Genomic DNA, 26,655 nt, shown 5'->3' on the forward strand with positions numbered 1-26,655 from the left:
CGGGATCCCGTCGTAAGGTGTTGGAAACACAACTGAATACCTCATCCAGAGGGGCAGAGGGATACGGCCCTGCGAAGCCCCGGCAACCACCATGCATGTCTCGACGACGAGGCCGCGCTGGCAGGTGCTAATTCCGTCCCCGATCCCGGGGAAAGATGAGAGGGAAGGCCTCGATGACGTCTACCGTCAACGCACCCACTGCTACCTCCGCCTCGCCCGCCAAGGGTCTCGTCTGTCGCGCCTGCGGTGCCGAATATCCCCTGGTCGCGCAGCACGCGTGTTACGAGTGTTTCGGCCCGCTCGAGGTGGCCTACGATGCTGAGCTCCTCGCGCGGGTCACCCGTGAGCAGATCGAAGCCGGCCCGCAGAACATCTGGCGCTACGCCGGTCTGCTGCCCGCCGGCCAGGACCCGGCGACCCGGGTCACCCTCGACCCCGGCCTGACCCCGCTGGTCAGCGCGCCCGCCCTGGCCGCCGCGGTGGGCCTGCGGGCGCCGCTGTGGGTCAAGGACGACTCGGCCAACCCGACCCACTCGTTCAAGGACCGCGTCGTCTCGGTCGCGCTCACCGCCGCCCGGGGCCTCGGCTTCACCCGCTTCGCCTGCGCCTCCACCGGCAACCTGGCCAACTCGGTCGCCGCCCACGCGGCCCGCGCCGGGGCGCCCAGCATCGTCTTCATCCCGTACGACCTGGAGCAGGGCAAGGTCGTCACGACCGCGGTCTACGGCGGCGACCTGGTGGCCATCGAGGGCTCCTACGACGACGTGAACCGGCTCTGCGGCGAGCTGGTCGAGACCGACGAGTTCGAGGACACCGCGTTCGTCAACGTCAACGTCCGCCCGTTCTACGCCGAGGGCTCCAAGACCCTGGGCTACGAGGTCGCCGAGCAGCTCGGCTGGCGCATCCCGGCCCAGGTGGTCATCCCGATGGCCTCCGGCGAGCTGCTGACCAAGGTCGACAAGGCGTTCGCCGAGCTGGTCGAGATCGGCCTGTGCGAGGCGCCCGAGGGCGGCTGGGCGGTCTTCGGCGCGCAGTCGGCCGGGTGCAACCCGATCGCCACGGCGCTGCACAACGACACCGACGAGATCACCCCGGTCAAGCCGACCGGCATCGCGAAGTCGCTCAACATCGGCGACCCGGCCGCGGGGGCGTACGCGATCGAGGCCGTACGGCGTACCGGCGGCTGGATGGACTACGCCGACGACGACGAGATCCGGGCCGGCATCCGGCTGCTCGCCGAGACCACCGGCGTCTTCGCCGAGACCGCGGGCGGCACGACCGTGGCCGTGCTCAAGAAGCTCGTCGAGAGCGGCAAGCTCGACCCGGAGAAGGAGACGGTCGTCTACAACACCGGCGAGGGTCTCAAGACGTTGGACGCGATCTCGGAACTGGTCGGTCCCACCCATCGGATCAAGCCGTCGCTCAAGGGCGCCCGCGAGGCCGGTCTGCTGGGGTAATAACGGTGAGTAATCGAGCTTCTGGCAGCAAGTGAGAATTCCATCCCGCGAGGACTTGCGCCGGGATATCAGGGTCGGCAAGATGCTCTCTGCGGGAGGGCGCGGCGCCGTACGTGGCCCCTCACCTTCGAGCTTGGCGACAATCTCTCGAGGGGCCCAACGACCCAGCGCCGGAGGCGTTGTGCGTCCGTTCTCCCGACCAATTGCTTGCTACAAGGTCCACCATCCTCGCTCGCCGAGGTGCGATAAATCGCTCGCGTTCATGGCCGTCGCCCGCAAGGGTGGCGGCCATGAACGTATCGACCGGGCCGCTGACGTCCTACGAGATCGTTTACGACATCGCGAGCGTTACGGCACATCACGACTGTCCGGACATTCCTTTCTCGATCCGGGAAAACTTCCTCAAGGGCATCGACAATCCGCCACCGGGCACGGTCATCGAGCGCTATCTGGGCTATCTCGACGACGAGCCGGTCGGCTATGTCGAGCTCGACTTCCCCCAATTGGACAATTTGGACATCGTCGGGGTCGACCTGCTCGTCCTGCCGGAGCATCGGCGGCGCGGCGTGGGCCGGGCGCTCTACGACCTGGCCGTCGAGCGGGCCGCGGTGCACAACCGCAAGCATCTGCAGGCCTCGACCGTCGACCGGCATCCCGACGGCAAGGCGTTCGCCGAGGCGATCGGGGCCAAGCCGGGCCTGGCCGAGCTGCGCAGCCGGCTCGACGTCACCGCGCTCGACGACTCCCTGCTGGCCTCGCTGCGGGCCGAGGCCGAGAAACACGCGACGGGCTACACGCTGCGCCGCTGGCAGGACGTGCCGCCGGACGACCTGATCGACGGGGTGGCCTATCTGGAGGGCCGGCTGAACGCCGACGCGCCGCGCGGCGACCTCACCCTCGAACCGGAGAAGATGGACGCCGCACGCATCCGCGAAGACATGCTCACCCGCCAGAAGCGCGGCCGCCGCAGCTATCAGACCGCCGCGGTCACCGGTGATCGGGTGGTCGCCTGGACCTGGATCGTGGCCGAGGTCGACCAGCCCGCCCACGCCTGGCAGAGCACCACGATCGTCGACCCGGAGCATCGCGGCCACCGGCTCGGCATGCTGGTCAAGCTGGAGAACCTGGCCTACGTGCGCGAGCAGAGGCCGGCCCTGGCCGCGGTCGACACGTTCAACGCCGCCGAGAACGCCTACATGCTCAAGGTCAACCGGGCGATGGGCTTCCGGGTGGCCGATTCCTGGATCGAGTGGCAGAAGGACCTGTGAGCCGGGCCAGCCACGGTCGCAGCGGGAGGTCGGTGGGATAACCGCCGGCCTTCAGCCCCGCGCGCCGCTCGAAGAAGTTGCGGGCGCCCCACGAGCCCGTGGTCGCGTACGAATAGCCGCAGGCGGCCCAGTAGGCCGGCCAAAACAGCGGCCCGAGCAGGGCGTACTGCTTGGCGTGGTGATGCTCGTGCTCGAACAGCTCGCGGCGCTGCTCGTCGAGCAGCCACTCGGCGCTGCGCCGGGTCAGGATCACCGACCCGACCGTGAAGCAGGAGGCGGGCGGGATCGGCAGGCGATAGCCCTCGGCGATCAGCACGCCGTGGCGACCCCGCCTGATCTTGGCCCGGGTGGCCAGCGCGACCAGCAGCCCGGCCCCCGTCGTGCCGTTCAGCGCGGTGAGGACGCCCCTGGTGACGTGGCGCGCGGCCATCACACGACCCGGCGCATGCGCAGCTCGGTCAGGGTGGGGATCACCGGGTGCGGCACGCGCTCGCCGGTGTCGCAGAAGCCGAGCTTCTCGTACGCCCGGACGGCGCGGTCGTTGCCGACGACCACCTCGAGCAGCGTCTCCGGGCGGCCCGCGGCGGCCGACCATGCGGTGACCGCCTCGATCAGGTCGGCCACCACCTTGCCGCCGCGATGGGCCGGCGTCACGTAGACCGCGAAGATCACCGTCTCACCCGGGAAGTCGGGCGACACCGTGCCGCCCGCGTGCCCGATCAGCCGCCCGCCGTCGCCCGGGTCGGCCACGAACTGGGCCAGGCTGCCGCCCGCCGCGGCCTGCGCGACGCGCTGCCGGAACGACTCGTGGGACCGCTGGGCGGCCTGGGCCAGCGTCTCGAGGAAGGCCAGCGGGCTGTCGGCGAGCATCTCGAGCCGCAGCGCACGCATCCGGGCCGCGTCCTCGGGGCGTACCCGGTGCACGTTCCAGCTCATAAGGTCCTCATTACCCGGATCGGGCCGGTGCGGCAAGCCGGTTGCCGGGAATCGGACGGGGTGGCGTGACGGCCCGCTGCTGGGGCAAGGTGTCCGGGTGGAGCAGGGTGACGCGCGCATCTTCATGGTCGAGGAACCGGTGGTGGCCGCCGCCGACCCCTTCGACCCCGAGGGGCGTACGGCCGATCTGAGCTGGCAGCGGCACGTCGACCTCGCGCAGCCCGGCGTCACCGACCCGCTCGTGGCCGGGCCTGGGCTCGGGCAGTGGGCCCGCCGGTTCGGCCGGGTCACCGGGCGGCACGCGGCCCACCTGATCCCGGTCATGCTGCTGACCGCGCTGCCCATGCACTTCTTCGTCGGCCGGGTCGACGACACGATCGTGGCCGCGCCCGCCCTGGCCGACCTGGTCGGCGGGTTCGGCCTGCTGCTGCTCCCGGCCATGTGGCTGGCCTATCTCGCGGTGTCGGCCCTGCCGCTGGTGCTGAGCCTGGCCGGCGCCGTGGGGGTGGCGCTGCCGGCCGCCGCCGAGGGCCGCCGGCCCCGCCCGGGCCGGGTGTGGTCGCTGGTCTCCATGCGGCTGCGCGCCCTCTGGCTCTGGTTCGCCGGGTTCGGCCTGCTCACCGGTGGCCTGCCGCTGCTGCTGACCGAGGAGCAGGTGGGCACGGCGGGCGGCCTGGTCGCGATCGTGTTCGCGATCGGCTCGACTGTCGCGCTGACCTTCGGCGGGCTGCTCGGCTGCGTCGTGCTGGTCGAGCGCGGGCGCGGGCCCCGGCGAGCGACGCACCTGCTCTCGCACTCCCGTCCGGCGGGGCTGGTGGTCGCGGCGGCCGCCCTCACCGTGCTGCCCCGGGTGGCCGACTACGCCCTCGGCGGGCTGGCGGCGACGGTGGCCGGGGTCCTGCTGGTTCAGCTGTGGGCGATCGCCGCCCTGGTGACGTACGGGCAGGCCCGCCGCGCGGTCGAACCGGTGACCAGCCGATCCCTGTTCGCGGAGCTGGACGCCCCGGAGGAGTGACCATCCCGGGTGCCCTGCCCGGTGGTTGAGCCTTGCCCCGGTCGAGGCCGGGGTTTCCTTGCACTCGCACCCCGGGAGTGCTAAACAGGTCATTGGCACTCGCGTCTGGTGAGTGCCAGCAGGTCGGGACGGTGGGGTCTCGGTCGCGGTGTCGCCATCGGCGCCGGGGCACGGGGCCGGTCGTCGCGGGCTATCCGGCTCGACCTGAGGACGTCACGACGCCAGGTGGTGACGTCCGCAGAGTTCCGCACACGTGCGGGGGCGGGGCCAGGCGGCCCGGCACCTCGAATGTCCAGGAGGACACAGCCGTATGGCCAAGATCATCGCATTTGACGAGGAAGCTCGTCGCGGCCTCGAGCGGGGCATGAACCAGCTCGCCGACGCCGTCAAGGTGACGCTCGGCCCCAAGGGCCGCAACGTCGTGCTCGAGAAGAAGTGGGGCGCTCCCACCATCACCAACGATGGTGTGTCGATCGCCAAGGAGATCGAGCTCGAGGACTCCTACGAGAAGATCGGCGCCGAGCTGGTCAAGGAGGTCGCCAAGAAGACCGACGACGTTGCCGGTGACGGCACGACGACGGCGACCGTCCTCGCCCAGGCGCTGGTTCGTGAGGGTCTGCGCAACGTAGCCGCCGGCGCCAACCCGATGGCCCTCAAGCGGGGCATCGAGGCCGCCGTGGCCAGCGTCTCCGAGGGCCTGCAGCAGCTCTCGAAGGACGTGGAGACCAAGGAGCAGATCGCTTCGACCGCCTCCATCTCGGCCGGCGACACCACGGTCGGCGAGATCATCGCCGAGGCCATGGACAAGGTCGGCAAGGAAGGCGTCATCACCGTCGAGGAGAGCAACACCTTCGGCCTCGAGCTCGAGCTCACCGAGGGCATGCGCTTCGACAAGGGCTTCGTGTCGGCCTACTTCATGACCGACGCCGAGCGCATGGAGGCCGTCTTCGACGACCCCTACATCCTGATCGCGAACAGCAAGATCTCCGCGGTCAAGGACCTGCTCCCCGTGCTCGAGAAGGTCATGCAGGGCGGCAAGCCGCTCGTCATCATCGCCGAGGACGTCGAGGGCGAGGCCCTGGCCACCCTGGTCGTCAACAAGGTCCGCGGCACCTTCAAGTCGGTCGCCGTCAAGGCCCCCGGCTTCGGTGACCGGCGCAAGGCCATGCTCGAGGACATCGCCATCCTCACCGGTGGCGCGGTCATCAGCGAAGAGGTCGGCCTCAAGCTGGAGAACGCCGACCTGAGCCTGCTGGGCCAGGCCCGCAAGATCGTCATCACCAAGGACGAGACCACCGTCGTCGACGGCGCGGGCAACGCCGAGCAGATCCAGGGCCGGGTCAACCAGATCCGCGCCGAGATCGAGAAGTCGGACTCCGACTACGACCGCGAGAAGCTGCAGGAGCGCCTGGCCAAGCTGGCCGGCGGTGTCGCGGTCATCAAGGTCGGCGCGGCCACCGAGGTCGAGCTCAAGGAGCGCAAGCACCGCATCGAGGACGCCGTTCGCAACGCGAAGGCGGCCGTCGAGGAGGGCATCGTGCCCGGTGGTGGCGTCGCCCTGGTGCAGGCCGGCAAGACCGCGTTCGACAAGCTCGACCTCTCCGGCGACGAGGCCACCGGTGCCAACATCGTCAAGGTCGCGCTCGACGCCCCGCTGCGTCAGATCGCCGTGAACGCCGGCCTCGAGGGCGGCGTCGTGGTGGAGAAGGTGCGCAACCTGGAGGCCGGTCACGGTCTCAACGCCGCCAACGGCGAGTACGTCGACCTGCTGGCCGCGGGCATCATCGACCCGGCCAAGGTCACCCGCTCGGCGCTGCAGAACGCCGCGTCGATCGCCGCGCTGTTCCTCACCACCGAGGCCGTCGTGGCCGACAAGCCCGAGAAGACCCCGGCCCCGGCCGGCGCCCCGGGCGGCGGTGACATGGACTTCTGAGTCCAGTCCTAGCACCACAAGAAGGGCGGGTCGCCTGGCGGCCCGCCCTTCTTGCTGTCCTCGATCAGATCCGGTGGCGACCCGGGCGGTGCCGGCCGGGGCCGTGCAGGCCGACCGCCGCGGCCAGCTGCAGGCGGTTGCCGCCCGCCATCAGCAGGAACCCGCCGATCAGGACGGCGACGCCGCCGGCCACCACGACCGAGATGATGTCGGCGCCGGTCTTGGCCAGCTTGCCGTTGCCCGCCCCGACGTCGGTCGCCGCCGCGTTCACGGTGACCGTAATGATCGCCGTGCTCGTGCCGCCGTGCCCGTCGCTGATCGTGTAGGTGAACGAGTCCACGCCGCCGGCGTAGCTCTGGTTCGGCGCGTAGGTGACCGTGCCGTCCTTGTTGAGCACCGCGGTGCCGTGCTTCGGCTTGCCGATCTTGACCACCGTCAGCTTGTCGCTGTTGGCGTCGGTGTCGTTCTTCAGCGGCGCGATGACCACCGAGTCACCGGCGCCGACCGAGACGGCGTCGTTCTTCGCGACCGGCTTGGTGTTCGCGCCGGCCACCTTGATCGTGATCGTGCCCTCGGCCATGTTGCCGTCGGCGTCGGCCGCGGAGTAGGTGAAGGAGTCGGTGCCGCTGAAGCCGGCGGCCGCGAGGTAGGTGACCGTGCCGTCCGCGTTCAGCTTGGCCGTGCCGTGCTTCGGCTTGCCGATCGACTTCACCGTGACGGGCACCCCGTGCTCGTCGGTGGTGGGCAGCGTGATCTTGACGGCCTTGCCCGGCTTGGCGGTCAGCGCCTTGTCCGGCACCACCGGGGGAGCGCCCACGGTGATCTTGACCGTCGTCGTGACGTGGTTGCCGTCGCCGTCCACGGCCGTGTAGCTGAACGTGGCGACCCCGGTGAAGCCGGCCGGCGGCGTGTAGCGGATCCCCTTGCCGTCGATCACCGCGGTGCCCTGGTCGGGCGCGGTCACGCTGCTCAGGGTCAGGGTGTGGTCGGGGTCCAGGTCGTTCGCGAGCACCGGGACGGTGATCGCCTTCTCGTACGGCGTGGTCCGCTCGTCCGGCACCGCGACCGCCGCGCCGGAGCTGACCGTCACGGTGACCTTGGCCTCGGCGGTGCCGCCCTTGCCGTCGCTGATCGTGTAGGTGAAGGTGTCGGTGCCGGCGTAGTCGGCGGCCGCCCGGTAGCGGATCTTGCCGTTGACGATGGTGGCCGTGCCGTGGGCCGGGGTGCCCACCGCGGTCACGGTCAGCGTCTGGCCGGTGTTCGGGTCGGTGTCGTTGGCCAGCACGTCCACGTCGACCTGCTTGCCCGCGAGCACGGCGGCCGCGTCGTCGTTGGCCGTCGGGGCCGTGTTGGCCACGGTGACGGTCACCGTGCCGGTGACGGTGTTGCCGGCCGCGTCCCGCACCACGTAGGTGAAGGTGTCGGTGCCGCTGAAGCCGGTGGCCGGCGTGTAGCGGACCTTGCCGTTCACGACGACCGCGGTGCCGTTGGCCGGGGTGCCCACCGAGACCAGCGTCAGCGCGGCGCCCTCGGGGTCGACATCGTTGCCGAGCACCGCGATGTCCACGGCCGTGCCGCCCTTGGTGGTGGCGGTGTCGGGCGCCGCGGTCGGCAGCGCGTCGATCACGATGGTGACCGTGCCGGTGGCGGTGAGGCCCAGGTCGTCGGTGAGCACGTAGTCGAACGTGTCGGTGCCCTCGGTCAGCGCGTTCGGGCGGTAGCCGACGGTGCCGTCCGCGTTCAGCGTGACCGTGCCCTTGGCCGGCGAGCCGAGCGTGGCGATGCTCAGCTTCTGGCCGGTGTTCGGGTCGCGGTCGTTGGCCAGCAGGTCGAGCTTCGTGGTGAAGCCGGGGCGGACCACGAACCGGTCGTCGACGGCGATCGGCGCGGCGTTGCGGACGGTGACGGTGATCGTCGCCGTGGCGGTCAGGCCGTGCGCGTCGCGGATCGAGTAGGTGAAGGCGTCGGTGCCGTAGTAGCCGGCGTTGGGCGTGTAGGTGACCGTGCCGCCGGCGTTGAGCACCGCGGTGCCCTTGGCCGGGTTGGTGATCGCGGTGACGGTCAGGGCGTCGCCGTTGTCGTCGCGGTCGTTGGCCAGCGGCGTGATGGTGACGGCGGTGTCCGTGTCGGTGGTGACGGCGTCGTCATGGGCCTCCGGCGCGGTGTTGATCACGCCGACCGTCACGGTGGCGCCGGCCTGGCCGCCCTTGCCGTCCGCGACCAGGTAGTGGAACGAGTCGGTGCCCACAAAGCCCGCGGCCGGCGTGTAGGTGACCGTGCCGTCGGGGTTCACCGTGGCGGTGCCGTGCGTCGGGGCCACGTCGATCGTGACGGTCAGCGGGTCGTTGTTGGGGTCGGTGTCGTTGGCCAGCACCGCGATCGTGGCGGCGCCGCCCGACGGCACTGTGGCCGCGTCGGGCTTGGCGACCGGCGCGCCGTTGGTGACCACGATGCTCACCTTCTTGGTGTCGGTGCCGCCGTGGCCGTCGCCGACCGTGAAGTCGAAGCTGTCGTTGCCGGCGAAGGCCGTGAGCGGGGTGTAGGTCAGGGTGCCGTCGGCGTTGCGGGCCAGCGTGCCGTGGGCCGGGCTGGTGTAGCCGCTGACGGTCAGCTGGTCGCCGTTCGGGTCGTTCGCGCCGAGCAGCGCGTTGATCCGTACGGCGGTGTTGGTGGCCGTGTGCACGGACTGGTCGGCGGCCGTCGGCGCGGCGTTGGCCACGGTCACGGTGACCGTCGCGGTGTCCTCGTCGGTGCCGTCGGTGACCACGTACGTGAAGGTCGCGTCACCCGAGAAACCGGCCGGCGCCTGGAAGACGACCTTGCCGCCGACGATGGTGGCGGTGCCGTGGTCCGGCGGGCCGACCGACTTGACGGTCAGCGTGTCGGCGGCGTTGGGGTCGGTGTCGTTGTGCAGCACGTCGATCGTGACGTTGCCGCCGTAGGCGACGGCGGCCAGGTCGTCGGCGGCCACCGGCTTGGCGTTGTCGACCGAGACCTTGACCTGGGCGGTGCTGCGCGCGCCGAGGCTGTCCTCGACCACGTAGGTGAAGGTGGCGGTGCCGGTGAAGCCCGCGGCCGGGGTGTAGCCGACCACGTCGCCGGTCAGCGTGGCCGAGCCCGCGCCGGCCTGCGGCTGGGTGATCGAGGCGACGTGGATCGGGTGGCTGTTGGGGTCGGAGTCGTTGGCCAGCACCGGGATGTCGATGCGCACGCCGGCCGCGGTGGCCCGGACGTCGTCGACCGCCACGGGGGCCGCGTTGGCCGTGGTCACGGTGACCGTCGCGGTGTCGGTGCCGCCGTCGCCGTCCGCGATGGAGTAGGTGAACGAGTCGGCGCCGGCCCAGCCCAGGGCCGGGGTGTAGGTGATGGTGCCGTCGGCCTCGACGACCGCGTTGCCGTGCGCAGGCGGGGTGCCGAGCGCGACGGTCAGGTCGGCCCGGGCGTTGTCGGCGTCGGTGTCGTTCTGCCGGACGTCGATCGAGACCGCGACGCCGTTGGTGGTGTTCGCGGTGTCCGCCACGGCCTGCGGCGCCGAGTTCACGCGGAGGGCGGCCGAGGCGGTGTTGTTGGGCACGACGGCGTCGGCGCCGGTGCCGGAGACCTTGGCCACCGCGACCGCGCTGGCGGCGGCGCTCGCCGAGACCGTGGCCGGGATCGTGAAGACGGCCTGGGTGTTCTTGAGCAGCGCGCCCGCCGAGCAGGTGACGACCTGGCCCGCCAGGGTGCAGCCCGAGGGCAGCGGGCCCGCGGTGACGCCGGTGGGCAGGGTCAGCTCGGCCTGCGCGGCCGGCTCGAGGTCGGTGCCGTTGTTGGTGACGGTGACGGTGTAGGTGACGCCGGCCGGGGCGGACCGCTGCACGGCGGCCGGGGCGACGGTCAGCGCGGCCGACAGGTCGGCGTGCGGCTGCTTCACGACCATGGCGGTGCTCGCCGGGACGCCGTTGACGTTCATGTGGGTGAACGAGGCCTCGTACGACGTGTTGGCCAGGTTGGTGATCGAGTAACCGGCCGGGGTGTCGTTGTCGACCTTGACCCGGAAGGTGAGCGTGGTGGTGTCGTTGTGGGCCAGCGTCCCGACGTTGTAGGTGGCGGTTCCACCCGCGAACTGGGCGGTGTCGTCGCCGGCGGCGTCGGTGCGCGGGGCGCCGCCGACCGTGAGCGAGCCCGGGACGTACGTGGTGTGGGTCGGGATCGCGTTGGTCAGCACGGTGTTGAGCGCGGTGTCGGTGCCGTCGTTGCGGACCGTGATCGTGTATTCGATCACGTCGCCGGGCAGCAGGTCGCCGTTGTCGAGGTCCTTGCCGACCACGGTGGACTGCACGTCCGGGGCGAACAGGTCGGTGGTGAAGGTGACCACGCCGGGGTAGAAGGTCTCGCCGCCGGTGGTCAGCGTCAGCTCGGCGTTCTGCACGTTGTTGGTGAGCTTGCCGCTCGCGTCGAACTGGTCGATGTCGACGCCCATCAGGTTCTTGTTGCCGGGCGAGCGGTCGCTGGTCAGATTGACGCCGGCCTCGCTGACGGTGCTGTTGAAGAAGTTGTCCTGCGGGTTGGCCGCGTCCGACATCGGGTTGGCGTCAAGCGTCAGGTTGTCGCCGGTCAGGCCCAGGTCACCCTCGTAGACGACGGTGCCGATGCTGGCGTGCACGGTGCCGCTCTGCGGGGTCTGGAAGCCGCTGACCGGGATCTTCACGGTGCTGTCGGCGCTGTTGCTGTTGACCACGCCGAAGCCGTCGAAGACGCGCAGGCTGTGCATCGGCTCGGCCGAGTTCTGGTAGGCGATCGCGAGGGCCCAGCCGGCGTACCGGTCGCGGCCCGTGCCGGCCTGGATGTCGGCCACGCTGTAGACGCCGCTGCCCGCACCCGCGACGAGCGGGGTCACGTCGGCAAAGCCCTGGTAGGCGAGGTTCGTGCTGTTGGTGAACACGGTCGACGCGGTCACCGCGTTCCAGACCGGGCCGGCCGGCGTACGGAACTTGACGTTGCCCTTGTCGGCGGCGCTCCTGGCGGCCACGCCGCTGTTGCCGGCGGAGGTGTCGGCGCTCCAGTAGAGGCCCGCGAACAGCACCTTGCTGCCCGCCGGGAGGGCGATGGTCGCGGTGCTGTCGTTGAACGTGGACGCGTCGTTGTCGGCGTCCGTGTACTGCATCACGTAGTTGTTGTTGTTGAGCGTGCCGAGGACGTTGCCGGTGGCCAAGCCGTTCTGAGCGTCGGTGCAGGCCGCCAGCGCGGGCGGGCACACCATGTTGGTGTTGCCCCGCAGCAGGATCGAGCCGTTGACGTTGGCCTGGAAACGAGAGCTGAAAGCGGTGGTGATGGCCGCGTCCGCCCGGTTGCCCATGATCGTGATCGTCGCCGTCAGGGCAACGGCGGCCACGACCACCAGGACCAGGGTTCGGTAAGCCTTGGACCGCAGAACGGCTCGGTGCATTCAAGTCCCCGTCGTCTCGAGGGCGGCGACCCGGACTCCGACGGTCCACGGCCAAGAATTGACGCTAAGGACCGTCCGGAGCGGAACGGTTGCACACAGGAGCGGGTTCGGGAGCGCTCGCGGGCGCTAACGTAAGACAGGTGCGTGAACCCTCCGTCTCTCGTTACGCGGCCGGCCGGCTCTCCCCGATCCGACGGGTGGCCGACCTCCGGCGCCTGCGCGACGAGCAGTTCGACGTCCTCGTCATCGGCGGCGGGGTCACCGGCGCCGGCGCCGCCCTCGACGCCGCGTCCCGGGGCCTCAAGGTCGCCCTGGTCGAGGCCCGTGACCTCGCGGCCGGCACGTCCAGCCGCTCCAGCAAGCTGATCCACGGTGGCCTGCGTTACCTCGAGCAACTCGAGTTGCACCTGGTGCACGAGGCGCTGACCGAGCGCGGCCTGCTCTCCACCCGGCTGGCGCCCCACCTCGTGCGGCCCGTGCCGATCCTGGTGCCGCTGCCCGCAGGCAACCCGGCCGTCCGGGTCGGTCGCCGGGCGTACTACGGGCTCGGGGTGGCGGCGTACGACGTGTTCGCCGGCCTCTTCGGCACCGGCCGGGGCATGCCGCTGCACCGGCACCTCAGCCGCGACGGCGCCCGGCACCTGTTCCCCAGCCTGCGGGCCGACACGGTGAGCGGCGCCATCCGCTATTACGACGGCCAGGTCGACGACGCGCGCCTCGTGGTCAACCTCGCCCGTACGGCGGCCAGTCTGGGCGCGGCCGTGGTGACCAGCGCCCGCGTCGTCGGCTTCGTCCGCGAGGCCCGCGAGGTGGTCGGCGTCCGCGTGCGCGACCTGGAGGCCCCCGACTCACCCGAGTTCGAAGTCCGAGCCCGTACGGTCGTGGCCGCCACCGGCGTGTGGAGCGACGACATGTCGCAGATGCTGCGCGATGTCGGCGTACGTCCCGGTTTTCGGGTTCGTGCCTCGAAGGGCGTTCACCTGGTGGTGCCGCGCTCGGCGATCACCGGCGAGGCCGGGCTCATCCTGCGCACCCCGACCTCGGTGCTGTTCGTCATCCCATGGGGCGGCCACTGGATCATCGGCACCACCGACACCGACTGGAAGCTCGACCGCTCGCACCCGGCGGCCTCCGCGCGCGACATCCGATACCTGCTCGACCAGGTCAACACGGTGCTCGACCGGCCGCTGACGACCGACGACATCGAGGGCGTCTACGCCGGGCTGCGGCCCTTGCTCTCCGGCGAGGCCGAGGCCACGTCCAAGCTGTCGCGCGAGCACGCCGTGATCGAGCCGATGCTGGGCCTGATGCTGGTGGCCGGGGGCAAATACACCACATACCGGGTGATGGCGGCCGACGTGATCGACCGGGCCGTACGCCGGCTCGGCGGCCCCGTCCTGCCCTCCCGCACCGACCAGCTGCCGCTGCTGGGCGCGGACGGCTACAACGCGGCCTGGCGCGACCGGCAGGACACGGCCCGCCGGCACGGCGTCACCGCCGGGGTGGTCGAGCATCTCCTCGAGCGGTACGGCACGCTGGCGGTCCACCTGCTGGCCATGGTCAAGGCGGATCCGGAGCTGGCGACCCCGCTCGCGGGCGCCCCGGAATACCTGGCGGCCGAGGTGGCGTACGCGGCCCTCGCCGAAGGCGCCCTGCACCTCGACGACGTGCTGACCCGGCGTACGCGGATCTCGATCGAGACCGCGCACCGCGGCAGCGAGTCGGCCGCCCACGCGGCCGCGGTGATGGGCGACGCGCTGGGCTGGGACAAGGCGGTGCGCGAACGCGAGATCGAGCACTACCTGGCCCGGGTCGCGGCCGAACGGCAATCCCAGACGATGCCCGACGACGCGGCAGCCGACGCGGCCCGGCTCGGCGCGGCCGACGTGCGCGGATTCGCCGCCGACCGCGGGATCGACCTGCTGCAAGTCGATCTTTGATCCTCGTCGACGAGCCGCTCTGGCCCGCCCGCGGGCGGCTGTGGTCGCATCTCGTGAGCGACCTCTCGTACGCCGAATTACACGCGTTCGCCGAAATGCTGGGCGCGCCGCGGCGGGCCTTCGACCGCGACCACTATGACATCCCGGAAAACCGCTTCCGCAGTGCGTTGTGGCTCGGCGCTACCCTGCTGCCCTCCCGCGAGCTGGCCTTTCGCCTGCGGGCCGCCGGGCTGCGGCGGCCTAAGCACCTCGCTTGAGCTCGTTCTCCAGGTTGGCGCGGGCTTTGGCCTCCCACTGCTCGCGCAGCGGGGCCAGGCGATAGATCGAAGGCAGCTCGAGCAGGGCCTTGAGCACCTGGGCCCGACCGGCCTTGAAATCGTCGTCCGGGACATGGGCGTACTCGCGCCGGATCTTGGCGGTGTATTCGGCGTACGCGTCGTCGTCGCCCGCCAGGACGGCCAGGTCGGCGTCGCAGAGCAGCTCGCCGTCGGGGTCGTCCTCGCCGGTGGCGTGACCCGCGGTCAGGCTGACCAGGCGGGCGACCTCCTGCGCGGTGTCTTCCGCGACACCGAGGGTCTGCAGGAGGCCCTCGGCGAACTCGGCGCTGTCACGCTCGTTGGCGTCGCCGAGGGCGCGGGGGTCGTAGACGGCGTCGTGCATCCAGGCGGCCAGGCGGACCCGCTCGGGATGCGGGGCCAGGCCGGCGAAACGGTCGACCACGTCCAGGACGGCCGTCAGGTGATCCGCGGTGTGGTATTGGCGTTGGGGCTCGGACCAGCGGGTCAGCAGGTAGGCGGCGGCTGCTTCCAGGTCGGTGTCTTCTGCGGTGGCGCCGGCCGCTCGAGCAGCCGCGCGGAACCGCTCCACAAGGGTCTCCACGCGGGCAATCCTGACACTGCGGGTGGGTGCTGCCTGCATCCGGCTGGGGGGTGGGTGCTTTTCGTGCTTGCTTGGCGGTCTGTGTGCGGTGTTCGTGTGTCTGTCGCTCTTCGCGCCCGCGTGGCTGTCGTTCTTTCGCGGCGCGCCTGCCTGTCGCTTTGCGCGTGCCCGCGGGCCTGTCGCGCTTCGCGTCCGCCTGGCTGTCGCTCTCTTCGCGGCGCGCCTGCCTGCCTGCCGCTTTGCGCGCGCCCGTGCGCCTGATGCTTTCCGCGTCCGCTCGGCTGTCGTTCTTCCGCGTGCCGTCTGCCTGCCGCTTGGCATCCTCTCGCCGCCGGGGTTGCATCCGCGTCCCGTCGGGCCGTCTCTCTGGCCAATTTGTAGGCGCCGCGGAATATAACCTACCCCAACCGGGGGCCTCCGTCCCTGAAGCCCACCCTACGCGGAATCGGGGCGAGGCTTTTCGTTGTCCACAGGGCCGAGAGTTATCCACAGGCTGGGCGGCCGGGCTTGCGCGGAGGGGAAGCGAAGGTCCTAGGGTTCAGGGATGACCGAGGAAGCGCCGCCGGGGCGAGTCACGCGAGCCGTGGGGCGGGCGCGCGGCGGGTTCCTCGAGGGTCTTCGGCGCACGCGGCACGGGCTGGCCCTGGCCGTGCAGGCCGGCGTGGCGGCGGGGATCGCCTGGTTCGTGGCGCACGACCTCTTCGGGCGGCCCAGCCCGTTCTTCGCGCCGATCGCCGCGGTGATCACGTTGGCCTCGTCGGTCGGGCAGCGCGCCCGGCGTACGGCCGAGCTTGTCCTGGGTGTGGCCATCGGCATCGGGATCGGGGACGCGCTGATCCTGCTGATCGGCAGCGGGCCGTGGCAGATTGGGCTCATCGTGCTGCTCGCGGTGCTGGTGGCGACCGCGGTGGGCGGCGGGACACCGCTCGTGGTGCAGTCGGCGTCGTCGGCGGTGCTGGTCGCGACGCTCACGTCGAGCACCGGGCTGCCGTGGACGAGGTTTCTCGACGCGCTGGTCGGCGGTGGTGTCGGGCTGGTCGTGATGACGTTGCTGCTGCCGCTCAACCCGCTGAACGTCGTGCGCCGGGCGGCCGATCCGGCCCTGCGGGCGCTGGCCGACGGGCTGCATCGGGTCGGCGCCGGGCTGGCCGAGCGGGACCGCACGGCGATCGAGGACGCGCTGGCGCACCTGCGGGCGGCCGAGACGACGTTCGCCGCGTTCTCGGCCGCCGTCACCGCCGCCCGCGAAAACGTGGCTTTCGCGCCGGCCCGGTGGCGCAGCCGGGGTGCGCTGGCGCTCTACGTCGATGGGGCGAGCCACATCACGTACGCCCTGCGGAACTGCCGCGTGCTGAGCCGGCGAGCCGATACGGCGCTGGGGGACGACGAGGCGATTCCCGAGGTGCTGCCGGTGTCGGTGGGGCTGCTGGGCGACGCGGTTGACCTGTTGCGGCAGGAGTGGGCCAAGGGCGTCGAGCCGGTGGCGGCCCGGGAGCGTGCGCTGCGGGCGGCGGCGGAGTGCGGGAAGGCGTACGACGAGGGGGTGGGCTTCTCCGGCGGGGTGATCGTGGCACAGATCCGGACCACCGCGACCGACCTGCTGCGGGCCAGCGGGGTCGACTACGCGGAGGCGCCGAGGCTGGTGCGGCGGGCGGTCGGATGGCACGGGCGGCCGCATTCGGGGCGGCGCAAACACCCTTCCCGTACGGGGTTGGGCCGCCCGCCCACGTGACCTACTGCTGCTGCGGCGGGGTCTCGTGCGCGGGGCGCTGGTCGTCGCTCGTCGCCGGGTCGGACGGGGGCGCCAGGTAGGTGTAGCCGCCGCCCTGGGGCGTGTAACCGGCATAGCCGGGGTGGCTGCCGAAGCCGGGCTGGGCCGAATAGCCGGGCTGGGCGTCGGCGGCGGGGCCGGGCTGAGCCGTGTCGGCGGGCTGGGGAGCGGGGTCCGGTCGGGCCGAATCGGCGGGCTGGCCCGGACCGGACGGAGCTGGGTATTCGGGCTGGGCGGCCGGGCCAGGCTGGGCGTCGGGTTGCGGGCCGTATCCCGGCTGCGCGGTGTGTCCGGGCGGCGTGCCCCAACCAGGCTGCGCCACCTGACCGGGTTGGGCGGCGTAACCCGGCGGAACGCCGTAGCCGGGTTGCGTGGCGGTGTGATCGGGCTGAGTGCCGTACGGCGGTTGGGGCGGGTAGCCGGGTTGGGGCCAGCCGTAGCCGGGGGCCGGGGCCGCGTAACCGGACGCCGGCGGGGCGAATCCGGGCTGCTGGACATAGCCGTACGGCGGAGTGCCGTACGGGTTGGGCGGCGCGCTGTACTGGCCGGGCGGCGGACCGTACGAGCCCGGCGAGGCCCCGTACGGGCTGGGCGCGGCGCTGTAGGGGTTCGGCGGGATCCCGTACGGGCTGGGGCCGGTGTTGTAGTGGCTCGGCGGTGCGCTGTAACCGGGCTGCGGCCAGCCAGGGGCCGCGTACGTCAGTTGGGGCATCTTGATCGGGAGCGGGACCACGGGCTCGGCCGGCGGCGGCACGGTGCGGGTGATGCCGTCGGGGAAGGCGATCTGGTAGTTCTGCCCGTCCCAGAAGGCCTGCGGCGCCTGCGGGTCCTTGGCTGTGAAGACCGTGCGGTATTCGGAGATCTCGGTCAGCAGGCGGCGCTCCTCGGCGGCGGCCCGGTTGATGTCGGCCGGCTTGCGGTCGAGGCCCCGGTTCATGCCGTCGCGCAGCAGGGCCAGCTGGGTGGAGGCGAACTGGAAGCTGCGCATCGCCTTCTGGCCGCCCTGACCGGCCACCCGGCGGGCCCACTGGCGGGCGGAGTAGCGGCGGCCCAGGCTGCCCAGCGCGGCCACCTCGGGCGGGGCGAACCAGCCCGTGTTGACGTAGAACGGGAGCACCCGCTCGGTCAGGCGGCCCTCCCAGCTGCGCAGGGCGATCGCGAAGCCGACCACGGCGAAGAAGAACGGCACCATGAAGCCGAGATAGCCGTACAGCATGATCAGGGGCTGGGCCAGGCTCACCGAGAGCGTGGGCAGCAGGTTGAACGTGCCGTGCAGGATCATCGCCAGCAGCAGGCCGGCGATGGGGGCCAGCCAGCGCACCTTGCGGTCGCCGGAGCGGGCCGCCAGGCCCAGGCCGATGCCGGTCATGGCCGAGAACAGCGGGTGCGCGAAGCCGGTGAACAGGATCCGCACGATGAAGATCGCGAAGAGGTTCTGCAGGCCGGTGGCCGGGCCGTACTCCTCGACGCCCGTCGCGTAGCCGTGTTTGCCTAGGTAGAGGACGTTTTCCACCATGGCGAAGCCGAGCGCCGACATGCCCAGGTAGACGATGCCGTCGGTGATGCCGGACCACTCGACCCGGCGCCGCCAGAAGAGCAGGAGCGGGCCGGCCGCCTTCATCAGCTCCTCGATGAAGGGGGCGACGAGCACGGCGACCAGGGCGTCGGGCAGGCCGATCTTGTCGAAGAGGACGGCCGCGCTGGTGTTGACGACCAGGGCCACGGCGGTGGCGATGGCGGCGCCCCAGGCGAAGCAAAAGGCCAGGTAGCGGATCGGCTCGGGCTCGTAGCGGTCGAGCCAGAGGAAGCTGGCGACCAGCAACGGAACCGGCAGGACGGCCGCGGTCAGGCCGACGGCCAGGCTCGTGCCGCCCATGTCGACGCCGAGGAACAGCAGCATGCCGATGGCGCCGGCGAGCAGGAACAGGACCACGCCGGCGATCGGCAGCCAGCGGCGCCAGCCGGTCTTGCGCGCGGCCACCGGCAGCATCGCCGCGGGGTCGTGGAACGGCGACGAGGCGGGGGAGAGCGAGCCGGCCTCAGGCACGACGACCCCCGCCTCAACAGGGCCGGCCAGGGTGGGCGCGGGATCGGGCGTTCCACCCGGCGTGACGTCGGCCATGCAGCCAGCGTAGTCACCCGAACGGGGTCCGGCCGCCCCCAGGGCTCAGAGGTAGAGGCCGGTGCCGTCCGGCTCGACCCGGCTGGCCGCCACGGCGTGCACGTCACGCTCGCGGAGCAGCACGTATTCCCGGCCGTGAAGCTCGACCTCGGACCGGTCGTCGGGGTCGAAGAGCACCCGGTCGCCGACCACTATCGAGCGCACGTTCGGCCCGACGCCGACGGCCGTGGCCCACGAGAGCCGGCGACCCATCGAGGCGGTGGCGGGGATGACGATGCCGGCGACCGAACGGCGCTCACCCTCGCCGCCGTCCTGCCGGACGAGCACTCGGTCGTGCAGCATGCGGATCGGCAATCCGCTCTCGGTACGGGTGTCGGTGCTCACGATTGCTGACGGTACGCCGCCCGCCGTGGCGGCCACCGTGGGGGAGCGCCCGGAGACTAGGTTGTAGCGGTGAGCCGGTTGCAGCGAGTCCGGGACAACGTGAAGCGCGCCTATGAAACGGGGCGGGAGTCCGTACGCCTCGCTCGCGAGGAATCGACGACCGAACCCGACAACGAGGCCGATTTCGCCCCGCCGCCGCCCGAGCCGGAAGACGTCCACAACTCGACGAACAGCCGCGACGACGCCGAGGTGCCGCACTCGCTGCGGATCGCCGCGGCCTGGGGCTGGCGGCTCATCGTGGTCGGGCTGGTCGGCTGGGCGCTGCTGCGCTTCATCGGCATCATCAGCGTCGTCGTCATCCCGCTCGCGGTCGCGCTGCTGCTCTCGGCCCTGCTCGGCCCGGCGGTGAGCTGGTTCCGGCGGCTGCGGCTGCCGCCCTCGCTGGCCACCTTCCTCGTGCTGATCTGCGGCCTGGCCGCCGTCGCGGGCACGTTCACGCTGGTGATCAACCAGTTCCTCGACGGCCTGCCCCAGCTGACCCAGAACGCCACCGCGGGCGTCCGGCAGATCCAGGAGTGGGCCAAGACCGGGCCCCTGCACCTCTCGGACGACCAGGTCAACCAGGCCATCGACAACGCGCAGGACTGGATCAACACGCACAGCGCGTCGCTCACCTCGACCGGCATCGCCACCGCCGCCACGGTGTTCGAGGTGCTCACCGGCATGCTCCTGGTGCTCTTCTCGACGTTCTTCTTCCTGCGCGACGGGCGCAAGATCTGGCGTTTCGTCGTACGGCTCTTCCCCGTCAACGCCCGCTGGTCGATCGCCGACGCCGGGGACGCCTCGTGGGCCACCCTGGGCGCCTACGTCCGCGCCACCGTGCTGGTCGCCTTCATCGACGCCGTCGGCATCGGCATCGCGCTGGTGATCCTGGACATCCCGTTCCCGTTCCCGCTGGCCGCGCTCGTGTTCCTGGGCGCGTTCATCCCGATCGTCGGGGCCAGCGTGTCGGGCGCGGTCGCCGTGCTGGTGGCGCTGGTCGACCAGGGCTGGGTGATCGCGCTGATCGTGCTGGGCGCGGTGATCCTGGTGCAGCAGGTCGAGGGGCACATCCTGCAGCCGCTGATCATGGGCCGGGCCGTCGCCATCCACCCGCTGGCCGTGATCATTGGCATCGCCTCGGGCGTCGTGCTGGCCGGCATCATCGGCGCGCTGGTCGCCGTCCCGCTGATCGCCGTCCTCAACACCGGCATCCGCCGCCTGGCCCGCCGCCGCCCCGAGGTCCCACCGACCGCCGTGGTCGTCGCCGGCGGCGGAAGCAGCTGACTGCCGAAAACGCGTAGACAGTGGTCGCAGACTGAAGGCGATGAATGCTGACGACGTGACGCGCACGGTAGGACTGGCCCTCGACACGCTTCGGAAGGTCGAGGCGGGCGACTGGCAGGCAAAGGCAGGCGACCTCACCTGGACCCGCTGGGAGACCGTCGAGCACATGGCGGACGACCTTTTCACGTACGCGGCCCAGCTGTCCCCGGCCGAGCCCTCGGTGACCGACCACGTTCCGTACGGCTGGCAGTATCGCCGTGAGGGCGGCCCTGGCCTGACAGTGTTCGTCGATCCGACCGACGGCCCGCGCGGGCTGTTACGGGTTCTCGAATCGTCCGGCGCCCTGCTGGCCGCGATGGTCGCCACGGCTCCGCGCGACCGGATGTCGTTCCACAACTACGGACCGTCCGACCCGAGTGGTTTCGCCGCGATGGGCGTGGTCGAGGTGCTCGTCCACACCAACGACGTGACCGCATGGGATCCGCCCGCCGACCTCTGCGCCGCCGCGCTCGACCGGCTCTTCCCCGACGCGCCGGCCGGCACCGCCCCGTGGACGGCGCTGCTCTGGTCGACCGGCCGCGCCGACCTGCCGGGCCGTCCCCGCCCGACGGCGTGGAAGTGGGACGGCAGCCCACGTTAAAAGGGCGGGCCTCCCCGGCAAGGGAAGCCCGCCCCGAACAGAGCGTGAGCGAAGAAGAAGGATCAGGCCGGGGCCACGGCCAGCGCGACCTCGTTGACGCCGACAGTGGCGTCCACGACGGCCTCGCCGTTGCCACTGCGCGACAGGGCACGCAGGGTCCACGAGCCGGGCGCCGCGAAGAAGCGGAACACGCCCTCGGGCGACGAGACCACCTCGGCGGTGAACTCGCCGGTCGAGTCGAGCAGCCGCACGTACGCGCCGCCGACCGCCTCACCCTCGGTGTTCTGCACGATGCCGGTCAGCACCGTCTCGCGGTTGAGGTCGACCGAGGCCGGGATGGGAGCCGACTGGTCGGGCGCGGCGCAACCGGCCGCGGTGTTGGCTGACGGAGAAGTCATGGTCACGCCTTCCCAGGTTCGTCGCCGAGGGCGATCGGGACGCCGATGAGCGAGCCGTACTCGGTCCAGGAGCCGTCGTAGTTCTTGACGTTCTCGTGGCCGAGGAGCTCCTTGAGCACGAACCAGGAGTGCGAGGAGCGCTCGCCGATCCGGCAGTACGCGATGGTGTCCTTGCTGCCGTCGAGGCCGGCGTCACCGTAGATCTTGGTGAGCTCCTCGTCGGACTTGAAGGTGCCGTCCTCGTTGGCGGCCTTGCTCCACGGCACGCTGATCGCGGTCGGGATGTGACCGGCCCGCTGCGACTGCTCCTGCGGCAGGTGCGCCGGGGCGAGCAGGCGGCCGGCGAACTCGTCGGGGCTGCGCACGTCGACCAGGTTCTTCACGCCGATGGCCTCGACGACCTCGTCGCGGAAGGCGCGGATCGTCAGGTCGGGCGCGGCGGCGGAGTAGCTGGTCTTCTCGCGGACCGGCACGTCCTTGGTGTACGGGCGGGCGTCGAGCTCCCACTTCTTGCGGCCGCCGTCGAGCAGCTTGACGTCGCCGTGGCCGTACAGCTTGAAGTACCAGTACGCGTACGCCGCGAACCAGTTGTTGTTGCCGCCGTAGAGCACCACGACGTCGTCGTTGGCGATGCCGCGCTCGGAGAGGAGGGCGGAGAACTGCTCCTGGTTGACGAAGTCCCGCCGTACGGGGTCCTGGAGGTCCTGCTTCCAGTCAATCTTGACGGCGCCCGGGATGTGGCCGCCGTCGTAGGCGGTGGTGTCCTCGTCGACCTCGACGAAGACGACGCCGGGGGTGTTGAGGTTCTGCTCGGCCCAGTCGGCCGAGACGAGTGCGGTGTCGCGACTCATCGGTTCACTCCCTTGTCAGGTGAGAGATGGGGGTGAGTCAGCGCACGGAGTTTGGTGTCGCACCGCGCGCGGGACCCAGTGGAGATTGGAAATGGATCTCGAGCTGTCGTGCGACGGCGCCACGAATCCGGCTGCATTGCCGGCGGGGAGAAGAGCTAGAAGGTGCTCAGCACACGTGGCCCCGTCAGATGACGGGGCAACACAGGCAGGCGGCCATGCGGCACAGGTCGACCGCACGCCTCTTGGTGAGCAACGGGCTCATGAGAACGGACCCTACCAGCGGTTCATGTGCCGGTAACAGAGACGACCACGATCCGGGAACATGTCTGGGGTCACAGTCCGCCCGCGTTGAGTGACACATCGTCGGCGCCCGCGGTGAACTGAAGACCCTCGGGCCGGGGCTCGACCTTCTGCACGGCCAGCTTGAGCGGCAGCTCGGGCACCCGCAGGTCGACCGAGAGCTTCTGCACGTACGCGTTGACGAGGTTGCGGACGATCGGCACGTTGGGCAGCTCGGCCGCGGTCACGTCGGAGAACCGCACCTGCACGACGCCGTTCTGGACGGCGACGGTGGCCGTGCCCGAGACGTTGAAGGTCTGCCCGAGCGCCTGCAGCGGGGCGCTGCCGACCAGCTTGCCGTCCTTCTCGCTGAGCTTGAGGCCGGGCTGGCCGATCAGCTCGGCCAGCTGGGGGTAGTCGATCGTGCCGGTGCCGGTGACCGTCCGCGCCACGATGTCGCCGGTGCCGCTGCGGATCGTGTCGAGCGGGGCGTTCACGTCGCGGGCGCGGACGTCGAGGTTGGCCACCTTGACCGTACGGTTGTTGCCCGCCGGGCCGGTCAGGTTGGCCAGCTGGATGCGGATCTCCTGATAGTTGCCGTCGAGCACCTGGGTCAGGAACGGGACGCCCTCGATCTTCACGTCCGGCTTCTCGCTGGTCGCATTTTGATCGGCCACCTGCTCGGAGACCCGGTCGCCGATCGTGCGCTCGGCATAGCCGGCCGCGAACCGGTCGAGCACCACGAGCAGGCCGGCGATGAGGATCAGGAACACGAGGAACGTGATCAGCAATCGCCGTCCCCACCGCTTCTTGCGCGGGCGCTGCGTGCCGTAGACCTCGCCGCTCACCGGTCCTCCTGACAGAGCCAAAACTTGCCGAGAACCGTACATGCCCGCACCGGGCACCCCGCGAAACGGCTATGTCAAGAACCAGTGGCTCAACGCGTACGCCGCGGGGGCGACGAGCGCGAACGCGCCGAGCGGGCCCTGCATGTGGCGGGCGACCCAGAATGTCGGCGCGTCACCGGCGAGCTCGCGACCGGCCTGTCCGAAGTTGACCGCCAGGTCGACCAGATGGGCGGCCACGACCGCGGTCAGGCCGACGACGGCGCCCTTGGCCGGCGTGAACGGGAAGACCAGGAAACTGCCCAGGGCGGCCCCCGACAGGGTGCCGAGCATCGCCCCGAGCACGACCCCGGCCACCCCGCGCGGCACCTGGGCGGCTATCCGGGGCTTGGGGAAGACGGCGTCGGCGGCGCGGGCCACCACCAGCGCGACCCCGCCCGCGACGGCGCACACGATGATCGTCTGGGTGCCGGTCTCCTGCCGGGTGAGCAGGATCGGGATCGCGAACGCGACCGCGCCGGCCACGATCGCCAGGGTGGTGCGCCACGAGTCGGTCAGCCGGGCCCTGTCCTGCGCGCGGAACAGTTGCCCGATCAGCGCCACGACGAACCCGCCCGCCGTCACCCACACCAGCGGCAGCAGGGCGGCCTCGGTCCGGGTGACGGCGAGATAGTCGGCCACCAGCGCGGCCACCCCCGCCACCGCGGCCGTCGGGCCGGGCGCGGGTGGGTTGAGGGCCATCACCCAGGCCAGCAGATAGAGCACCTGCACGCCGAACAGCACAATCGCGTACGGAAGGCGCGAGTCGGGTGCCGACGTCAGGGCGCCCAGCACCAGCCCGACCGAGAGCAGCCCCGCGAAACCGGCGATGGCGAGCGACAGCTGCCGCCGTACGGGAACCTCTTCGATCTCCTCGAACTCGTCGTCCGTCTCCTCGGGCTCGTCCGAGGGCCTGGTGGACGGGGTCTCGGAGTCGCTCCGGAGGCCGGCGGGCGGCCGCTTGCCACCGGACCTGGCGATCTCCCGCGAGGCGTCGGCGTCCCAGGGCTCTTCCTGCGGCATGGAGGGGAACACGCCTGCGATCGTGCCAGAAGGTGACCGGTCACCCAATTCGGCGGCGTAAGTAAAAGGCTTGTTACGAAACCGCCATTTGTACGCCGGAAGGGCGTTCACTACATCACTCAGTCAAACGATCGAGGCGTTCCCGGTGATGCATCGGTTAAGGTAAGCCCAGCCCACCCGTCGGTGACGCCGGGAAACTGTCCGCCGATGGCTGGCCGAGAAGTTACGCCATCGAGTCACCCGAGCGGCCCCGCGCCGCAAGGACGGAGGTGAGTGTGGAAATCCTTCTGTTGGTGACGGCACGTGCCGGAGAGCCTTCCGCTGTGCTGCCCGCGCTGGATCTGCTTCCCCACTCCGTACGCACCGCCCCCCGCGATGTCCGCACGCTGGTGTCCGGGCCGAGCCCCGACGCCGTGCTGGTGGACGCCCGCTCCGAGCTCTCCGAGGCCCGCGCCACGTGCCGCATGCTGCACGCGACTGGCATCGGCGTCCCGCTCATGGCGGTCGTCACCGAGGCGGGCCTGATCGCCCTCAACGCCGACTGGGGTGTCGACGACGTCATCCTGGCCAGCGCCGGTCCCGCCGAGGTCGAGGCGCGCCTGCGTCTGGGCGTCGGCCGGCTCAGCAACGCGACCGCCGGCGCCGGTGGCTCGATCCGCGCGGGCGAGCTCAACATCGACCCCGACACGTACGCGGCGAAGCTCAAGGGCCGCCCGCTCGACCTCACCTACAAGGAGTTCGAGCTGCTGAAGTTCCTCGCCCAGCACCCGGGCCGGGTCTTCACCCGCGATCAGCTGCTGCGCGAGGTCTGGGGCTACGACTACTTCGGCGGCACCCGCACGGTCGACGTGCACGTCCGCCGGCTGCGGGCCAAGCTCGGCTCGGAGTACGAGTCGATGATCGGCACGGTGCGCCAGGTGGGCTACAAGTTCGTGGTGCCGCCCTCCGGCCGCCAGCTGCCCGACAACGAGCCGGTCTCGCTTCCGGTCTAGGTTTGAGGGCATGACGCCTGTTCGGATCCTTGACCGGTTGAGCGCCGCCCAGTCGGCCGACGTGCTCGCGTTGGCCGCCGCGGCGGAACAGGCCGACGGCGTCTACCCACTTTCCGAAGATGTGGTGCTTCGTGTGCGCGGCGGGGGAGATCCCGCCGCGCACAAGCATTTCCTGGCGTACGCCCAGGACGGCTCCCTCGCCGGTTACGCGTTCTCCGAGGGCGAGCTCGTGGTGCACCCCGCCCATCGCCGCCGGGGTTACGGCACTGCCCTGCTGACCGCGGCCGGCTCGGGTCCGCTGCGGTTCTGGGCGCACGGCGACGAGGACGGCGCGCGCGCCTTCGCCGAGAAGAACGGCTTCGAGCGCGTACGGGTGCTGTGGCAGATGCGGCGCTCGCTCACCGAGCCCCTGCCCGACATTCCGCTCCCGGCCGGGGTCACGCTGCGCGGCTTCCGGCCCGGCAGCGACGAGGACGCCTGGCTCGGTGTCAACTCCCGGGCCTTCGCCCACCACCCCGAGCAGGGCCGCTGGACCCGCGACGACCTGCTGGCGCGCGAGGGCGAGCCGTGGTTCGACCCGGCCGGGTTCCTGCTGGCGGTGGATATCGCCGACACGCTGCTCGGCTTCCACTGGACCAAGGTGCACCCGGCCACGGGCGACGACCCGGCGCTGGGGGAGATCTACGTGCTCGGCGTCGACCCGACGGGTCACCGCAAGGGCCTCGGCGCCGCGCTGAGCGTGGCCGGGCTGCGGCACCTGGCCGAGCAGGGACTGACCGTGGCCAACCTGTACGTCGACGAGTCGAACACCGCCGCCGTGGCGCTCTACCAGCGGCTTGGTTTCGCCATTTACAAGACGGACATCAACTACCGACGGCCATAATCCGGTGAGGGTGGCAGCCGCCACAGTCGGCCCGTCCCGCGAGTCACGACCCGGACAAGGACGCATCTCGAGGTGGTAACTACCGCCCGGATATATCCGACAATTCCGTCTCTCGTCACTCAGTTCACGCAACGGACAACTCGTACTCAGGGCAAGGCCATGTTGAGGCGTAAACGTGTTCACTGCGCGTTCATTTAGCCCCGGGTAACCGGCTACCTCTCGCTCCTAGCTTCGGTGGTGCCGGTG

At 71.0% G+C, this 26,655-nt stretch carries 22 protein-coding genes and 1 riboswitch; of the genes, 11 read left to right on the top strand and 11 right to left on the bottom strand.

Going from position 1 to position 26,655, the window contains the following annotated elements:
* Positions 1-38: 38 nt before the first annotated feature.
* Positions 39-162, top strand: a riboswitch (SAM riboswitch).
* A gap of 11 nt (positions 163-173) precedes the next feature.
* Positions 174-1,457: a threonine synthase gene (gene thrC, locus JKJ07_RS09565; RefSeq protein ID WP_202991018.1), complete on the top strand. Its 1,284-nt coding sequence runs from the start codon at positions 174-176 to the stop codon at positions 1,455-1,457.
* 290 nt (positions 1,458-1,747) lie between these two features.
* On the top strand, positions 1,748-2,725 hold the full coding sequence (locus JKJ07_RS09570) for a GNAT family N-acetyltransferase (protein ID WP_202991020.1): 978 nt from the start codon (positions 1,748-1,750) through the stop codon (positions 2,723-2,725).
* Here the strand turns inward: JKJ07_RS09570 and JKJ07_RS09575 are convergent.
* The gene (locus JKJ07_RS09575; protein WP_202991022.1) at positions 2,664-3,155 is read right to left on the bottom strand and encodes a hypothetical protein; all 492 of its coding nucleotides are present in this window, start codon (positions 3,153-3,155) and stop codon (positions 2,664-2,666) included. The two genes, JKJ07_RS09570 and JKJ07_RS09575, sit on opposite strands and share 62 nt — an antisense overlap.
* Positions 3,155-3,697 (bottom strand): GNAT family N-acetyltransferase, encoded by a 543-nt coding sequence (locus tag JKJ07_RS09580; RefSeq protein WP_438871377.1) that lies wholly within the window; start codon positions 3,695-3,697, stop codon positions 3,155-3,157. Before JKJ07_RS09580 ends, JKJ07_RS09575 begins: the two co-directional genes overlap by 1 nt.
* Positions 3,698-3,758: 61 nt before the next feature.
* Here JKJ07_RS09580 and JKJ07_RS09585 point away from each other — a divergent pair, with 61 nt between their 5' ends.
* Entirely contained in the window at positions 3,759-4,676 is a 918-nt protein-coding gene (locus tag JKJ07_RS09585; RefSeq protein ID WP_202991026.1) for a hypothetical protein, read from the top strand.
* Between the two features lie 310 nt (positions 4,677-4,986).
* Positions 4,987-6,609 carry a chaperonin GroEL gene (gene groL, locus JKJ07_RS09590; RefSeq protein ID WP_202991028.1) on the top strand — a complete coding sequence of 541 codons (1,623 nt, stop codon included), beginning with the start codon at positions 4,987-4,989 and terminating at the stop codon, positions 6,607-6,609.
* Between the two features lie 64 nt (positions 6,610-6,673).
* Here the strand turns inward: groL and JKJ07_RS09595 are convergent, their stop codons facing one another.
* Positions 6,674-12,037 carry an Ig-like domain-containing protein gene (locus tag JKJ07_RS09595; protein ID WP_202991030.1) on the bottom strand — a complete coding sequence of 1,788 codons (5,364 nt, stop codon included), beginning with the start codon at positions 12,035-12,037 and terminating at the stop codon, positions 6,674-6,676.
* Between the two features lie 140 nt (positions 12,038-12,177).
* On the opposite strand from JKJ07_RS09595, the gene JKJ07_RS09600 reads away from it, so the two are divergent.
* A complete protein-coding gene (locus tag JKJ07_RS09600) occupies positions 12,178-13,977 on the top strand; it encodes a glycerol-3-phosphate dehydrogenase/oxidase (RefSeq protein WP_202991031.1) in 1,800 nt (599 codons plus the stop codon).
* The gene (locus JKJ07_RS09605; protein ID WP_202991032.1) at positions 13,974-14,234 is read left to right on the top strand and encodes a DUF4031 domain-containing protein; all 261 of its coding nucleotides are present in this window, start codon (positions 13,974-13,976) and stop codon (positions 14,232-14,234) included. Before JKJ07_RS09600 ends, JKJ07_RS09605 begins: the two co-directional genes overlap by 4 nt.
* Here the strand turns inward: JKJ07_RS09605 and JKJ07_RS09610 are convergent.
* A complete protein-coding gene (locus JKJ07_RS09610) occupies positions 14,218-14,895 on the bottom strand; it encodes an HD domain-containing protein (protein WP_236028691.1) in 678 nt (225 codons plus the stop codon). The genes JKJ07_RS09605 and JKJ07_RS09610 overlap by 17 nt on opposite strands.
* A gap of 505 nt (positions 14,896-15,400) precedes the next feature.
* Between JKJ07_RS09610 and JKJ07_RS09615 the strand changes: the two genes are divergently transcribed.
* The gene (locus JKJ07_RS09615) at positions 15,401-16,588 is read left to right on the top strand and encodes an FUSC family protein (RefSeq protein WP_202991034.1); all 1,188 of its coding nucleotides are present in this window, start codon (positions 15,401-15,403) and stop codon (positions 16,586-16,588) included.
* 1 nt (position 16,589) lies between these two features.
* Here JKJ07_RS09615 and JKJ07_RS09620 read toward each other — a convergent pair whose 3' ends face one another.
* Together JKJ07_RS09620 and JKJ07_RS09625 are read right to left on the bottom strand one after the other, a co-directional pair.
* On the bottom strand, positions 16,590-18,749 hold the full coding sequence (locus JKJ07_RS09620) for a PrsW family intramembrane metalloprotease (RefSeq protein ID WP_202991035.1): 2,160 nt from the start codon (positions 18,747-18,749) through the stop codon (positions 16,590-16,592).
* A 45-nt stretch (positions 18,750-18,794) separates the two neighbouring features.
* Positions 18,795-19,091, bottom strand: coding sequence for a GroES family chaperonin (locus JKJ07_RS09625; RefSeq protein ID WP_184957120.1), 297 nt, complete (start codon positions 19,089-19,091; stop codon positions 18,795-18,797).
* 111 nt (positions 19,092-19,202) lie between these two features.
* Here JKJ07_RS09625 and JKJ07_RS09630 point away from each other — a divergent pair, with 111 nt between their 5' ends.
* Positions 19,203-20,459, top strand: coding sequence for an AI-2E family transporter (locus tag JKJ07_RS09630; RefSeq protein ID WP_202991036.1), 1,257 nt, complete (start codon positions 19,203-19,205; stop codon positions 20,457-20,459).
* A gap of 40 nt (positions 20,460-20,499) precedes the next feature.
* Positions 20,500-21,099: a hypothetical protein gene (locus JKJ07_RS09635; RefSeq protein WP_202991037.1), complete on the top strand. Its 600-nt coding sequence runs from the start codon at positions 20,500-20,502 to the stop codon at positions 21,097-21,099.
* Positions 21,100-21,161: 62 nt separating this feature from the next.
* Here the strand turns inward: JKJ07_RS09635 and JKJ07_RS09640 are convergent, their stop codons facing one another.
* The 5 genes from JKJ07_RS09640 to JKJ07_RS09655 form a co-directional block, all read right to left on the bottom strand.
* Entirely contained in the window at positions 21,162-21,497 is a 336-nt protein-coding gene (locus tag JKJ07_RS09640) for a DUF1416 domain-containing protein (protein WP_202991039.1), read from the bottom strand.
* Between the two features lie 2 nt (positions 21,498-21,499).
* Positions 21,500-22,348 (bottom strand): sulfurtransferase, encoded by an 849-nt coding sequence (locus tag JKJ07_RS09645; RefSeq protein WP_202991041.1) that lies wholly within the window; start codon positions 22,346-22,348, stop codon positions 21,500-21,502.
* A gap of 184 nt (positions 22,349-22,532) precedes the next feature.
* Entirely contained in the window at positions 22,533-22,709 is a 177-nt protein-coding gene (locus tag JKJ07_RS52200) for an Ms5788A family Cys-rich leader peptide (RefSeq protein WP_369076995.1), read from the bottom strand.
* Entirely contained in the window at positions 22,681-23,475 is a 795-nt protein-coding gene (locus JKJ07_RS09650; protein WP_307834192.1) for an LmeA family phospholipid-binding protein, read from the bottom strand. Before JKJ07_RS09650 ends, JKJ07_RS52200 begins: the two co-directional genes overlap by 29 nt.
* A gap of 69 nt (positions 23,476-23,544) precedes the next feature.
* Positions 23,545-24,546, bottom strand: a complete 1,002-nt coding sequence (locus tag JKJ07_RS09655; RefSeq protein ID WP_307834193.1) for a hypothetical protein — start codon at positions 24,544-24,546, stop codon at positions 23,545-23,547.
* A gap of 257 nt (positions 24,547-24,803) precedes the next feature.
* Here JKJ07_RS09655 and JKJ07_RS09660 point away from each other — a divergent pair, with 257 nt between their 5' ends.
* A complete protein-coding gene (locus JKJ07_RS09660; protein ID WP_179854978.1) occupies positions 24,804-25,526 on the top strand; it encodes a winged helix-turn-helix transcriptional regulator in 723 nt (240 codons plus the stop codon).
* 10 nt (positions 25,527-25,536) lie between these two features.
* Complete coding sequence (mshD, locus tag JKJ07_RS09665; RefSeq protein WP_202991045.1) at positions 25,537-26,409, top strand: mycothiol synthase; 873 nt, start codon at positions 25,537-25,539, stop codon at positions 26,407-26,409.
* Positions 26,410-26,655: the final 246 nt, after the last annotated feature.

It is taken from the genome of Paractinoplanes lichenicola, from assembly GCF_016785085.1.
In the GTDB taxonomy this organism is placed as follows: Bacteria; Actinomycetota; Actinomycetes; order Mycobacteriales; family Micromonosporaceae; genus Actinoplanes; species Actinoplanes lichenicola.